Origin of the sequence: Flavobacterium sp. N2820, assembly GCF_025947285.1 — a bacterium.
GTDB lineage: Bacteria > Bacteroidota > Bacteroidia > Flavobacteriales > Flavobacteriaceae > Flavobacterium.
Window position 1 is genome coordinate 2,775,955 of record NZ_CP110008.1, and the last position, 12,418, is coordinate 2,788,372.

A 12,418-nucleotide genomic window follows, 5' to 3' on the forward strand; every position below is an offset into this window, starting at 1 on the left:
TCTTTTTTTTTAAATAGAAAAAAAACCAATACTTTATTCTTTTCGTAACTGCAAGTAATTAAAACTCACAGATTATGAAAAAGACATTACTATTGGTAACAAGTTTCTTATTTGCTTTAAATACTTTTTCTCAAGTTGGAATTGGTACAACCAACATTCTTAATGGTGTTGAATTGCAAATTGAAAGTAGTTCTAAGGGATTATTAATTCCTAGAGTAGCGCTAACTGCTACAAATATTGTTGCACCTGTAGGTCCCGCACCTATTGCTACAGGTGTTTTGGTTTTCAATACGGCGACTACTGGAGCTGGAATAACTGCGGTTTCCCCTGGATTCTATTATTGGTCAGGTACTGAATGGATAGCTTTAAAATCAAATCCTCTTTCGTTAAGTCAAGATTGGTCTCTAACTGGAAATGCAGGAACAACAAATGGAACTAATTTTTTAGGGACTACAGATAATAGAAATTTTCAAATCAGAACAAATAATACAAATCGCTTAACAATTGAAAGCGATGGTCAGGTTGTTATTGGAACCAACACCACACCAATAGCAAATACATTAACCACCATTAATGCTGGTGCCACTCAAGTAGGCTTGTTTGTTAACAGTAATAACTCACCACGAACCATACGAGCTTTAAACGCCTCAGACACACAGTTTGTAATTGATGGGGGTAATTTAGACGCTAATGGAGGCAGAGGTGTGATAGGGATAAGTGCTAATTTAGCAGCTAATGCTTCTTCAACTGTTATGGGAGTTCTTGGGGTTGCAGGTCGAACAACTTTTACAGAATTGCCTGGTGAATCGGTTGGTGTATCAGGTCAAGGAACTACAGGGTTGCACGTAAGGGGCGTGGGTAAGGGAAATGGAGTAGATTATAATGCTGCTTATTTTGAATATGATCAAGATGATAATTTAGGAACGAGTAATGGTCCTTTTGCAAGAATTGCTGGTAAGGATGTGAATTATTTTACTGGAGGAAGTGCAGCAAGAAGAGATGTTACGTATGGTGGATATTTTGATGCAAATACTTCAACTACAGATTACGTTTTTGTTGGAGCTCGAAATAATAATACATCATATAAAGTTTTGGGAGGTGGATCATTATCTACTATGGTAGAAGATAGACAAGGAAATAATCGAATTCTGCACGCTACAGAAACACCAGAAATTTTATTTGAGGATTTTGGAATTGGAAAATTAGTAAATGGAGAGGCGTATGTTCAGATTGATGAATTAATGAGTGATCATATATTTGTTGATGAAAACCACCCAATGAAAGTTTTTGTCCAATTGGAAGGCGATTGTAACGGAGTTTATGTTACAGAAAAAACAAAAAATGGTTTTAAGGTAAAAGAATTGCAAAATGGAAAATCCAATGTTTCTTTCTCATGGAACATGGTAGCTAATAGAGCTGATGTTATTGCAAAAGATGGAACGATTGAGTCAAAACATGTTGATGTTAGATTTCCAATAGGGCCAAAAAAACTAAACCAAGAAAAAGCAGTTGAGAAAAAATATGAAATAGAAACGAAGTAATAAAAATCCCAAGCAGTTAAATTCTACTTGGGATTTTTTATTAATCTTCAACAGATTCTTTTACCTTTTTTGCGCCTTCTTCTACTTTTTCAGCACCTTTGGCAATAATGGTTTTTGCTTTTTCACCTACTTTTGAAGAATCAATTGCTTTTTTAGCTTTTACTGTTGCTGAATCTGCTGCTTGTTTTAAATCGGCTCCAACAGCTTCTGATGCTTCTTTTACTTTTTCTTTAGTTTCTTCTTTACAAGATAACAAAACGGTTACTAAGGCAATTCCTAAAAAAATTTTTTTCATGGTCAAATTGTTTTTATAGAAAATAAAGTTACAAAATTAATGCCAAATTCATCAAGCTATTTTGAGGAGTAAATTTGGATCAGGACAGTTGCTTTTATAAAAATGAAGCATTTTTTCATTGCAAACACCAGGATAATCTCCCTTTTTTTTCTCCATATCAAAAATGAGTTGAAAATGTAAATGTGGTGCATAATCACCATTAATAGGAGGTAAGCCTAAAGTGGCAATTTGCTCTCCTTTCCTTACCACATTACCTACTTTTTTACCAATCAAACTAGCTTCACTTAAATGACCATAAAGTGTATGAAATTTAATTTCTTCTACTTCATGTTCCAAAATTATGGTTGGACCATAATCACCTAAAGCTGTATTGTTTTGAAAACTGTGTATTTTACCGTCTAAGGCTGCATGAATTGTTGCGGGTTCGTTAATCCATAAATCCAATCCAATATGAATGTTACGTTCGTCTGAAGTGTTGTTCTTAAAAACGGTACTTCTTTTATATAAATTTCGAGTTTCTATATAGCCTCCAAAAGCTATTTTTCCTTTGTATTTGTCTAAATGATTTTGAATAAAAATTTCATAATCAGAAGCGGTTTCTAATTTGATATATTGCAATTCAGTATTTGAAACCGATAAATCTAAAGGAATATATTTTGTATAATCAATTTCTGGAGCAATAACTTTTGCGCATTGAATTGAGTGTAATATTTCAAGAATTTTAGTCATGTGTATAGTTCGTCTATTATTCAAATATAAAAAATCCTCACAAACTATTGTTCATGAGGATAATTTTGTGTTTTGTTGATGATTAAGCCGAAATTGTTTCGACTTCTTTATCAATTTTATTGACCAATCCTACTAAAACTTTTCCTGGACCAACTTCTGTGAAACTTGTTGCGCCATCTTTTATCATTTGTTGTACCGATTGCGTCCATTTTACAGGAGCGGTCAATTGTATGATTAAGTTTTTCTTGATTTCATTCGCATCAGAAACCGCGCTTGCTGTTACATTTTGATATACGGGACAAATTGGAGTAGAAAAAGTGGTTGCTTCAATAGCTGCTGCTAATTCTTCTCTTGCTGGTTCCATCATTGGAGAGTGAAAAGCACCTCCAACAGGTAAAATTAATGCACGTTTCGCACCAGCTTCTTTCATTTTTTCGCAAGCTAATTCTACTGCTTTGTATTCTCCAGAAATTACTAATTGACCCGGACAGTTGTAATTTGCAGCTACCACAACGCCATCAATCGAAGCACAAATATCTTCTACAATTTTATCCTCTAAATTTAAAACCGCAGCCATTGTTGACGGTTTAATTTCACAGGCTTTTTGCATAGCAATTGCTCTTTGTGAAACCAATTTTAATCCATCTTCAAATGATAATGCACCATTGGCTACTAAAGCAGAAAATTCGCCTAATGAATGACCAGCAACCATTTCAGGTTTAAAATCTTCTAACGTTTTGGCTAAGATTACCGAATGTAAAAAAACAGCTGGTTGAGTAACTTTAGTCTCTTTTAATTCTTCTGCTGTTCCTTCAAACATGATGTCTGTAATTCTAAAACCTAATATTTCATTTGCTCTTTCGAATAATTCTTTTGCTACTGCTGAATTTTCATATAAATCTTTTCCCATTCCTGAGAATTGTGCTCCTTGACCTGGAAATACGTATGCTTTCATGTTTTTGGTTTAAAAGTTTAAGGTTTATGAGTTTAAAAGTAGGACTCAAAACTTTAGCAAAAATAACATTTTTATTAGAATTCGATTGAATTTACAATTTCCAATAATTGATTTTTTAATTCCTCGTTTGTGATTCCTTTTTCAGCATCAAAATTATCGTTGAAACTTGGCAATGAAAAACTTCCTTTTACAATTCCACCTTGAAATGGAAAGCGTTTAGTAGCAATATCTAAAACCGAACTTCCACCACGAGCTCCAGGTGAAGTAGCTAATAACAACATTGGTTTTTCTTGAAAAGTTTTAGCGTTTATTCGAGAAGACCAATCTAATATGTTTTTAAATGCTGACGAAAAATTTCCATTATGTTCAGCAAACGAAATCACGATTAAATCTGCACTTCCAATTTTTGCATAAAACTCTTGAGCTAATGGATGAATACCATTCTCAGCTTGTTTATCTACCGAAAAAACAGGCATTTCATAATCGTTTAAATCTAAAATTTCTACAGAAACATTTTGAAATTGATTAGCGGTATAAGAAGCTAATTGTTTATTAATGGAAGACTTGCTCGATGAAGCTCCAAAAGCGATGATTTTTTTAGTCATTTTTGTTTAGATAGTATGTTAAAGCACCAGAAGGACATTTGTTTACGGTTTCAATAATTTTTTCTGTCGTTGAATTATCGGGAGTAATCCAAGGTTGTTCTTTTGGTTTAAAAACAGCAGGATTATTTTTAACGCAATTGGCAGAATGCGTACACTTTCCAGATTGCCATACAATGGTTACTTCACCATTTGTATATTCTTTTTTAATGTCTTTTGGATCCATAACTATTTGGTTTAGATTTATAATACGTCTCTAAATTCGGGAGTTTTATCAAAAACACTTTTGGCAAACGGACAAAGCGGAATAATTTTGATGCCTTTTTTTCGAGCAAATTCCACCGCTTTGGTCACCATTTTTTTACCAAAACCTTTTCCTTCATTTCCAGGATTAACTTCAGTGTGGTCGATGATGATTTTATCTTCGCCAGCAAAAACAAAAGTCATCAAAGACTCTTGTTTTCCATTTACTTCAATGTAAAAAGCTCCGTTTTTATCATTGATTTTTAGTTGTACTTCGTCGTTCATAGTTGTAATTATTGTTCCATCGGAATTTCCATCACTAAAAACTTCGCATTTGAATTCGCCTTGATTTCAATTTCATTGGTTGCCCAAATCCCAATTGCATCTCTTCTTTCTAGTTTTTCGCCATTTACTTCAATTTCACCTTCAATATTCATGATATAAAATCCGTTTCCTTCTTTTTTCAAACTTAATTTTTTTGAAAAACCGTTGTCAAAATCACTCAAATAAAACCAAGCATCTTGATGAATCCAAACACCTTCGTCGTCTGCATTTGGAGATAAGATTTGCGCAAAATCATTTTTTTGTAAAGATTGGTCTAATGTAATTTGTTGGTAACGAGGTTCCACATTTCTATATTTTGGAAACAACCAAATTTGAAACAATTTTGTGTGTTGGTCAGGATTTGGATTGAATTCGCTGTGTTGAATTCCGGTTCCAGCACTCATTACTTGCACATCTCCTGTTTTGATAGTTGCGGCATTTCCCATACTGTCTTTATGAGCTAAATCGCCTTCTAGCGGAATGGTGATAATTTCCATATTATCGTGCGGATGTGTTCCAAAACCCATTCCTGCTGCAACGGTATCGTCGTTTAAAACGCGCAACATTCCAAATTGTACTCTATCAGGATTGTACCAACTTGCAAAACTAAAACTATGATATGCATTTAACCATCCATGATCTGCATGGCCTCTTGAATCTGCTTTGTGTAAAACGATATTTTTCATAATGTATAAATTTAGTAATTATTATGATACAAATTTACACTGATGAATAGGAAAGAGCACTTAACCTAGATTAAGAAATTATTTCTTCAGCAATCGCGCTTTCATTTTGCTAAAAAACTCAGGAGTTACCCCAATGTAAGAGGCAATATGTTTTTGTGGTACTTTTTGAATTAAGGTAGGATATTTAGAACAGAATTTTTCAAAACGTTCATCGGCGGTTAAACTCAAATTATCCATTAATCGCTCTTGATGGGAAACCAATGAATTTTCGGCTAATATTCTGAAAAAACGTTCTAATTTCGGGATTTCTTGATAAAGAATTTCTTGGTTTTCTTTAGTAATAATCACTACTTCGGCATCTTCTAAAACTTCTATAAAAAGATTGCCAGGTTTTTCCGAAATATAACTATACATATCACCAATCCACCAACCTTCGCAAGCAAAATGTAATACGTGTTCAATAATATTATCGTTGATATTGAAACTTCTTAAAATACCAGAATTTACAAAATATGTGCAATTAGCAATTTCGCCCGAACTCAATAAAATGGTTTTGGCTTTGAATTGTTTAGTTTCGGTTTTAGACAAGAATAAGCGTTCTTCATCAATAGTCAAAGCAACGTGTTTGGCGATATTTTGTAAAATAGATTGCATAAGTTCAAAAATACAAAACAATTTTAACTTCTCATTTTAAAGAAATGGTATATTTGAAAAAAAGTAGAAATGAAAACCGAAAAAGAGAAAATGCTTTCGGGAGAAAATTATTTTTCCAATGATAAAGAGTTGGTTTTAGAACGAGTGAAAGCAAAAAAACTACTACATAAATTAAATATCACCGAATATTTAATGAACGGAAATGCACGCACTATTCTTCGAGAATTATTGCCTAATGCACATAAAAGAATATATATTGAACCACCATTTCATTGTGATTATGGGTATAATATTCATTTGGGCGAAATGGTTTATTTCAATGTGAATTGTGTTGTTTTAGATACCGCAAAAGTTAGTATTGGTAACAACGTATTCATTGGGCCAGGGGTTCATATTTACACTGCAACGCATTCCACAAATGCAGTGGAAAGAAGAAAAACAGAATTTGCAAAACCGGTTTCTATTGGCAATGATTGCTGGATAGGAGGAAATGCTATAATTTGTCCGGGTGTCACAATTGGTGATGGTTGTACAATTGGCGCGGGTTCAGTTGTGACCAAAGATATTCCTGCAAATTCATTAGCCGTTGGAAATCCTGCGAAAGTGATTAAAAAATTAAATGAATAAAAAAACCGATGTAAATTTGTTTGTCATGCTGAACTCGTTTCAGCATCTCAAAGATGAGATATGAATCGAGAATCTGACCCGAGCTTGCGAATTGACGAAGTAAACAAGTTCAGATTGACAATAATCGATTAATGAAAATGATCTTCTTCAATTTCGAATTCGGCATCTTTTTCCCAAATTTCCATTTCGCAAGGTTTACAATTGAATTTTAGTTTGTATTCCAATTCGCCTTGTTTTAAAACTAAAGGTTCTTTTAGTTTTTTGTCCATGTTTTCACGATGGTATTTTGGGCAACGTTCCAATTCGTATTTGATGCAATATTTGGTGGTCATTACACGAGATTTTCCAGGATCCCATTGCAATTCGAACGCTTTTTCAATTTCGGTTACACCATGACGTTCGTAAAATTTACGAGCAGTTTTATTGGCAACATTGTACATAAAATCCAATTTCGTTTCTGGATAAGGGTGCGATGTTTTTACCAATTGGTGTTCTTTGCGAACATAATTTTTCAAGCGAATTTCTGATAATTGTTCGTAAACTGTTCTTCGCATTTCATTGATTTTTGAAATTGGAAGAAACCAATTTCCAGAAAATTCAATGGTAATTTCATCAGCTGTATACGGTGTAAATCCGGTTTTTGCTAAGTTGATTTTGAAGTTTTCTGCTAAAGATTCGTTGTTTTTTGTTGGCTCTTTCGGGTGAACCAAACTTACTACGCTTACATTTCCATCTTCGTCAGTTGCAATTAATTCAAAACCATTTTCGTTTTCTTTTAATACTAAAGTTGTACTGATTTTACGAACCGCACTGTCTTCTCTTTCTACTAATTTAATGAAAGCGGCATCGTTATTTCTATAGATGAAAGTACCTTCTTTAATTTCTTTCAATACGTTTGGATAGACGATTCCGTTTTCTGCACGGTTGACATAAATTCCTTCGGCTTCGTTGTTTTCGTTAATAAAACACAAACCGTCACCATTATTTAATAACTCGCCATTTTCAATTTCGTATGAATTTCCAACGGTTTTAATCAGTTTTCCAATGTATTGGCCTTTAGATTTTGGACTTTCCCAAGAACCAATCGCTTGATGTCTTTCGTTTACAAAATAATCTGTATAACCACGATTGAAACTTTTGTCTAACGATGAATCAAATAAATACGTGCATTTTCCAGAAGAAGCTTTGGTATATTTATCGCTATTTTCGTTTAAGAAGCTATCTAATTTTTGACGTAAATAAGAAACATTGTTTTTTACATAAACGATATCTTTCAAACGACCTTCGATTTTGAAAGAAACAATTCCGGCTTCAACTAAATTTGGAATTTGGTTCGAAACATCAAAATCTTTTATCGAAAGTAAGTGGCTGTTTTTGATTAAAGTGTCGCCATTTCCATCAATTAAATTATAAGGTAAACGACAATTTTGTGCGCAAGAACCTCGATTTGCAGAACGTTCACCATTGGCAACACTCATATAACAATTTCCGCTAAACGAAACACATAATGCGCCCGTTACGAAGAATTCTAATTCAACATCTGAAGCTTCACTGATTTCTTTGATTTGGTGCAAGTTTAATTCACGTGCTAAAACTACACGTTTGATTCCGGCATCCGCTAAGAATTTAATTTTATCAGCATCACGATTATTGGCTTGCGTACTGGCATGAAGGACAATTGGAGGCAATTCCATTTCCATGATTGCCATATCTTGAATGATTAAAGCGTCGACTCCAATATCATACAATTTCCAAATCAGTTGACGACAGTTTTCCAACTCGTTATCATATAAAATCGTGTTAATAACCACAAAAACTTGAGCGTTAAACAAGTGCGCATATTTTACCAATTCGGCAATATCTTCCACGGAATTAGTTGCATTAGATCGTGCACCATATAAAGGAGCACCAATATAAACGGCATCGGCACCACTATTTATGGCAGCAATTCCTTGAATTAAATCTTTTGCAGGAGCTAATATTTCAATCTTTTTCTTCATTTGTAAAACGTTAATTATTCGGGTTTTGCCGATAAGAAGTGTGCAAAGTTCTTATAAAAAATTGGAGATTTCTAATTCAAGTTGGCTTTTTTTGAATTTTAAGCATAAAAAAACACGAATTCATCTAATTTAATAAATCAATTCGTGCTAATATGTATTTGTATATGATTTAAGAAACCGCTTCTTTGATTCTTCTCATCGCTTCTGTTAATAAAGCTTCGCTTGTTGCGTAAGAGAAACGAATACAATTTGGATTTCCAAAAGCATCACCTGTTACGGTTGCAACATTTGCTTCTGCTAATAAGAACATAGAAAAGTCTGTTGCGTTTTTAATTTCGGTTCCTTTGACAGTTTTTCCAAAATAGTAAGATACATCTGGGAAAACATAAAACGCTCCTTCAGGAACATTTAATTTAAATCCCGGAATTTGTTTTACTAATCCAACTACTAAATCTCTACGATTTTTGAATGCTGAAACCATTTCGTTTAATACGCTTGGATCTGCTTCAACAGCGGTTATAGTAGCTCTTTGGGCAATAGAATTTGCTCCTGAAGTAACTTGTCCTTGAATTTTTGTACATGCTTTTGCGATAAATTCTGGCGCTCCGATATATCCAATTCTCCAACCTGTCATTGCGAATGCTTTTGCAACACCATTCACCGTTATTGTTCTTTCTAACATTCCTGGAATAGAACCAATACTGCAAAATGTTCCTGAAAAGTTAATATGTTCGTAGATTTCATCAGAAACCACATATACATGTGGATGTTTTTCTAATACTTTAGCTAAAGCAGTTAACTCCTCACGATTATAAACCGAACCACTTGGGTTACAAGGTGAGCTAAACCACATCATTTTAGTTTTTGGTGTGATGGCCGCTTCTAATTGTTCGGGTGTAATTTTGAAATCGCTTTCGACAGAAGTAGGAACTTCTACAGGAACTCCGCCAGAAAGTTTGATGATTTCGAAATATGAAACCCAATAAGGAGCAGGAAGAATTACTTCATCACCATCGTTTAGCATTACTTGTGCAATGTTGTATAACGATTGTTTAGCTCCTGTAGAAACAACAATTTGTGAGGGTTTATACTCTAAATTATTATCTCTTTTGAATTTTTTACAAATGGCTTCTTTCAACTCTAAGTACCCTTCAACAGGTGTGTATGTACTGTAGTTTTCATCGATAGCTTTTTTTGCAGCTTCTTTAATGAATTCAGGAGTATTGAAATCCGGTTCTCCTAAACTAAGGCTAATAATGTCTTTTCCTTGTGCTTTTAATTCTCTTGCTAAAGCTGCCATTGCTAAAGTTTGCGAAACAGCTAAATTGTTGATTCTATCCGATAACGGGTTCATTGTGTGTTAGTTATTATAGTTAATACAAAAGACGCGATTCCTCGCGTCTCTCTGTTTATTATGCTAATTGTGGTTTTCTTCCTAATTCTCTCAAATGTTTGAAGTGAGATGCAATTGCCGCTCGAGTAGTTTTAAACTCGTGATATGGTAAATTACATTCAGCTGCAGTTTGTTTTACAATTTCTGCAATTTTGTCATAATGGACATGGCTTATATTTGGGAAAATATGGTGTTCAATTTGGTGATTTAATCCGCCAGTATAATAATTTACAATCCAGTTTTTTGGAGCAAAGTTAGCCGTAGTAAATAATTGATGAATTGCCCAAGTGTTTTCGATTTCTCCGTTTTCATCTGGAATTGGATTTACTGTATCTTCTACAACGTGTGCTAATTGGAATACGACACTTAAAATTAATCCAGCGGTATAATGCATTACGATGAATCCAAGTAAAACTAACCACCAATCAATTCCTAAAACCATTGGTAAAACCAACCAGATTGAGAAGTAAATTACCTTAGTAATCACTAAAGTGGTCCAACGAATAGCTGGTTTTTTAAATTCTCCATACGATAAGTTTCTTTTTAAGTAGCGTTTCATTTGAAGAAAATCGGTAGTGATTGCCCAATTGAAGGTTAATAAACCATATAAGAAAACAGAATAATAATGTTGAAATCTGTGATGGCTGTACCATTTAGCAGTTTTTGAAAAACGTAAAATTCTTCCTGCTTCTAAATCTTCATCATGACCAATAATGTTCGTATATGTATGATGTAAAACATTGTGTTGTACTTGCCAGTTGTATACGTTTCCAGCTAAAATATAAATACTTCCGCCCATTAATTTATTTACCCAAGATTTAGTTGAATATGCGCCGTGATTACCATCGTGCATAACATTCATTCCTACTCCAGCCATGCCAATTCCAATGACTACATTAAGCAATAAATAGGCCCAAAAAGGCATGTCCATAGCTAATAAAAAGAAATAGGGTGTTAGAAAAAGACCAAACATCACGATAGTTTTCAAGTGAAGTTTCCAGTTTCCTGTTTTGTCAATTTTATTTTCTTTGAAATAATCGTTTACTCTTTTATTTAATGTTCTGAAAAACTTCAGATTATCTTCTTTTGAGAAAATAGGCGATGTAGTACTCATAAATTTTGTATTCTAATTTTGCCAAAGATAATTATTATAATTTTTTCATTTGTGATATTCCACATTTTTTATTCACCAAAAAGCGTATTTTTGTGTAAAATTTAACGAATGGAAGAGATTTTAAGACAATTTCCTGATTTAACTGATAATCAAGTGCTTCAGTTTCAAAAATTGCAATCGCTATATGAAGATTGGAATGCAAAAATTAATGTGATTTCAAGAAAAGACATTGATGAGTTATATACTAGACACGTTTTACATTCGTTAGGAATTGCTAAAATTATCGAATTTAGACCAGGTTCAAAAATTATGGATGTGGGAACCGGAGGAGGTTTTCCTGGAATTCCATTAGCGATTTTATTTCCTGAAGTTGATTTTTACTTGATTGACGTGATTGCGAAAAAAATTAAAGTGGTTAATGAAGTTGCTTCAGGGTTAGGTTTAAAAAATGTAAAAGCGGAACAAAAACGTGCCGAATTGGTGAAACAAGAATTTGATTTCATTGTAAGTCGAGCTGTAACCAATATGCCTGATTTTGTGAATTGGGTAGATGATAAAGTTTCCAAAAAGCAAAACCACGAATTGGCAAACGGAATTTTATATTTAAAAGGTGGCGATTTAACCGAAGAATTGGCAGCTTTTCCAAAAGCTACAGAATATAATTTATCAGATTTCTTTTCAGATGAGTTTTTTGAAACCAAGAAGGTGGTGCATTTGCCGTTGAAGTATAAGAAATAAGAATTTCAGAAAATATTTTATGGAACAAGAAAATACATTTAGAACTAAATCAGGTTTTTGTCAAATGTTATCAGATAAAATCATTTTGACGCGAGATGGTGCTGTTGGTAAATTTTCTGAGTTCTTTGTTGGAAATAGTATTTCAAGGATTTTGGTTATTTATTCAGTAATAGTTCTTTTTTTATTCTTTTTTGCTTTTAAAGCTTTTCAAGAGAATAAAATTGCTACGTTTCTATTTAATAGTTTTTTCGCAATTTATTTGTTATTCAAAATCAAGCAAAGTTTAAATTTTTCAGCAACTCCAATTATAGAGAGAAATAAAATTAAAGAAGTAAAATTTTATGATGCTAAGTTTGGAGCGACTCGCTCAAGATTCGAAGTTATTTTTGAAGATGAGAATGGAAATTTGAAAACTAGATTGATTTTATTGCCTGGATCATTAGATAATGGTGAATCTGAAACTAAAAAAGCTTTACAAATTATGAAAGCTGAAAAGTTGTTATAATTTGTAAACAAT

General features: G+C 33.2%; 15 protein-coding genes. 4 read left to right on the forward strand and 11 right to left on the reverse strand.

The window, feature by feature from the left end; translation table 11 throughout:
* The first annotated feature begins 74 nt into the window (after positions 1 to 74).
* The gene (locus OLM52_RS13010) at positions 75 to 1,541 is read left to right on the forward strand and encodes a hypothetical protein (protein WP_264548926.1); all 1,467 of its coding nucleotides are present in this window, start codon (positions 75 to 77) and stop codon (positions 1,539 to 1,541) included.
* A 40-nt stretch (positions 1,542 to 1,581) separates the two neighbouring features.
* Here OLM52_RS13010 and OLM52_RS13015 read toward each other — a convergent pair whose 3' ends face one another.
* The 8 genes from OLM52_RS13015 to OLM52_RS13050 all read right to left on the reverse strand — a co-directional run bounded on the left by OLM52_RS13015 (position 1,582) and on the right by OLM52_RS13050 (position 6,029).
* A complete protein-coding gene (locus tag OLM52_RS13015; protein ID WP_264548927.1) occupies positions 1,582 to 1,836 on the reverse strand; it encodes a hypothetical protein in 255 nt (84 codons plus the stop codon).
* Between the two features lie 51 nt (positions 1,837 to 1,887).
* Positions 1,888 to 2,565, reverse strand: coding sequence for a peptidoglycan DD-metalloendopeptidase family protein (locus OLM52_RS13020; RefSeq protein ID WP_264548928.1), 678 nt, complete (start codon positions 2,563 to 2,565; stop codon positions 1,888 to 1,890).
* 82 nt (positions 2,566 to 2,647) lie between these two features.
* On the reverse strand, positions 2,648 to 3,520 hold the full coding sequence (fabD, locus tag OLM52_RS13025; RefSeq protein ID WP_264548929.1) for an ACP S-malonyltransferase: 873 nt from the start codon (positions 3,518 to 3,520) through the stop codon (positions 2,648 to 2,650).
* Positions 3,521 to 3,594: 74 nt separating this feature from the next.
* Positions 3,595 to 4,125 (reverse strand): NADPH-dependent FMN reductase, encoded by a 531-nt coding sequence (locus OLM52_RS13030; RefSeq protein ID WP_264548930.1) that lies wholly within the window; start codon positions 4,123 to 4,125, stop codon positions 3,595 to 3,597.
* Positions 4,118 to 4,348, reverse strand: a complete 231-nt coding sequence (locus OLM52_RS13035; RefSeq protein WP_264548931.1) for a (4Fe-4S)-binding protein — start codon at positions 4,346 to 4,348, stop codon at positions 4,118 to 4,120. The genes OLM52_RS13030 and OLM52_RS13035 overlap by 8 nt, the downstream gene beginning before the upstream one ends.
* A gap of 17 nt (positions 4,349 to 4,365) precedes the next feature.
* Positions 4,366 to 4,650 carry a GNAT family N-acetyltransferase gene (locus OLM52_RS13040; protein ID WP_264548932.1) on the reverse strand — a complete coding sequence of 95 codons (285 nt, stop codon included), beginning with the start codon at positions 4,648 to 4,650 and terminating at the stop codon, positions 4,366 to 4,368.
* 8 nt (positions 4,651 to 4,658) lie between these two features.
* On the reverse strand, positions 4,659 to 5,375 hold the full coding sequence (locus tag OLM52_RS13045; protein ID WP_264548933.1) for a pirin family protein: 717 nt from the start codon (positions 5,373 to 5,375) through the stop codon (positions 4,659 to 4,661).
* A gap of 78 nt (positions 5,376 to 5,453) precedes the next feature.
* Positions 5,454 to 6,029: a Crp/Fnr family transcriptional regulator gene (locus OLM52_RS13050; protein ID WP_264548934.1), complete on the reverse strand. Its 576-nt coding sequence runs from the start codon at positions 6,027 to 6,029 to the stop codon at positions 5,454 to 5,456.
* Between the two features lie 69 nt (positions 6,030 to 6,098).
* Here OLM52_RS13050 and OLM52_RS13055 point away from each other — a divergent pair, with 69 nt between their 5' ends.
* Positions 6,099 to 6,656: a sugar O-acetyltransferase gene (locus tag OLM52_RS13055; protein WP_264548935.1), complete on the forward strand. Its 558-nt coding sequence runs from the start codon at positions 6,099 to 6,101 to the stop codon at positions 6,654 to 6,656.
* A 128-nt stretch (positions 6,657 to 6,784) separates the two neighbouring features.
* Here the strand turns inward: OLM52_RS13055 and OLM52_RS13060 are convergent, their stop codons facing one another.
* From OLM52_RS13060 to OLM52_RS13070, 3 genes are all read right to left on the reverse strand, one after another.
* Complete coding sequence (locus tag OLM52_RS13060; protein ID WP_264548936.1) at positions 6,785 to 8,656, reverse strand: peptidase U32 family protein; 1,872 nt, start codon at positions 8,654 to 8,656, stop codon at positions 6,785 to 6,787.
* A gap of 169 nt (positions 8,657 to 8,825) precedes the next feature.
* Positions 8,826 to 10,010 (reverse strand): pyridoxal phosphate-dependent aminotransferase, encoded by a 1,185-nt coding sequence (locus tag OLM52_RS13065; protein WP_264548937.1) that lies wholly within the window; start codon positions 10,008 to 10,010, stop codon positions 8,826 to 8,828.
* Positions 10,011 to 10,068: 58 nt separating this feature from the next.
* On the reverse strand, positions 10,069 to 11,163 hold the full coding sequence (locus tag OLM52_RS13070) for a fatty acid desaturase family protein (RefSeq protein WP_264548938.1): 1,095 nt from the start codon (positions 11,161 to 11,163) through the stop codon (positions 10,069 to 10,071).
* Positions 11,164 to 11,271: 108 nt separating this feature from the next.
* Between OLM52_RS13070 and rsmG the strand changes: the two genes are divergently transcribed.
* A complete protein-coding gene (gene rsmG, locus OLM52_RS13075; protein WP_264548939.1) occupies positions 11,272 to 11,901 on the forward strand; it encodes a 16S rRNA (guanine(527)-N(7))-methyltransferase RsmG in 630 nt (209 codons plus the stop codon).
* A gap of 64 nt (positions 11,902 to 11,965) precedes the next feature.
* Entirely contained in the window at positions 11,966 to 12,406 is a 441-nt protein-coding gene (locus OLM52_RS13080) for a phosphoribosylaminoimidazolesuccinocarboxamide synthase (protein ID WP_264548940.1), read from the forward strand.
* Positions 12,407 to 12,418 lie beyond the last annotated feature (12 nt).

What these genes read in the sequence shown, in the direction of transcription:
- OLM52_RS13010 (WP_264548926.1), top strand. Translation starts at nt 75, where the DNA reads ATGAAAAAGACATTACTATTGGTAACAAGTTTCTTATTTGCTTTAAAT.
- OLM52_RS13015 (WP_264548927.1), bottom strand. Translation starts at nt 1,836, where the DNA reads ATGAAAAAAATTTTTTTAGGAATTGCCTTAGTAACCGTTTTGTTATCT.
- OLM52_RS13020 (WP_264548928.1), bottom strand. Translation starts at nt 2,565, where the DNA reads ATGACTAAAATTCTTGAAATATTACACTCAATTCAATGCGCAAAAGTT.
- fabD (WP_264548929.1), bottom strand. Translation starts at nt 3,520, where the DNA reads ATGAAAGCATACGTATTTCCAGGTCAAGGAGCACAATTCTCAGGAATG.
- OLM52_RS13030 (WP_264548930.1), bottom strand. Translation starts at nt 4,125, where the DNA reads ATGACTAAAAAAATCATCGCTTTTGGAGCTTCATCGAGCAAGTCTTCC.
- OLM52_RS13035 (WP_264548931.1), bottom strand. Translation starts at nt 4,348, where the DNA reads ATGGATCCAAAAGACATTAAAAAAGAATATACAAATGGTGAAGTAACC.
- OLM52_RS13040 (WP_264548932.1), bottom strand. Translation starts at nt 4,650, where the DNA reads ATGAACGACGAAGTACAACTAAAAATCAATGATAAAAACGGAGCTTTT.
- OLM52_RS13045 (WP_264548933.1), bottom strand. Translation starts at nt 5,375, where the DNA reads ATGAAAAATATCGTTTTACACAAAGCAGATTCAAGAGGCCATGCAGAT.
- OLM52_RS13050 (WP_264548934.1), bottom strand. Translation starts at nt 6,029, where the DNA reads ATGCAATCTATTTTACAAAATATCGCCAAACACGTTGCTTTGACTATT.
- OLM52_RS13055 (WP_264548935.1), top strand. Translation starts at nt 6,099, where the DNA reads ATGAAAACCGAAAAAGAGAAAATGCTTTCGGGAGAAAATTATTTTTCC.
- OLM52_RS13060 (WP_264548936.1), bottom strand. Translation starts at nt 8,656, where the DNA reads ATGAAGAAAAAGATTGAAATATTAGCTCCTGCAAAAGATTTAATTCAA.
- OLM52_RS13065 (WP_264548937.1), bottom strand. Translation starts at nt 10,010, where the DNA reads ATGAACCCGTTATCGGATAGAATCAACAATTTAGCTGTTTCGCAAACT.
- OLM52_RS13070 (WP_264548938.1), bottom strand. Translation starts at nt 11,163, where the DNA reads ATGAGTACTACATCGCCTATTTTCTCAAAAGAAGATAATCTGAAGTTT.
- rsmG (WP_264548939.1), top strand. Translation starts at nt 11,272, where the DNA reads ATGGAAGAGATTTTAAGACAATTTCCTGATTTAACTGATAATCAAGTG.
- OLM52_RS13080 (WP_264548940.1), top strand. Translation starts at nt 11,966, where the DNA reads ATGTTATCAGATAAAATCATTTTGACGCGAGATGGTGCTGTTGGTAAA.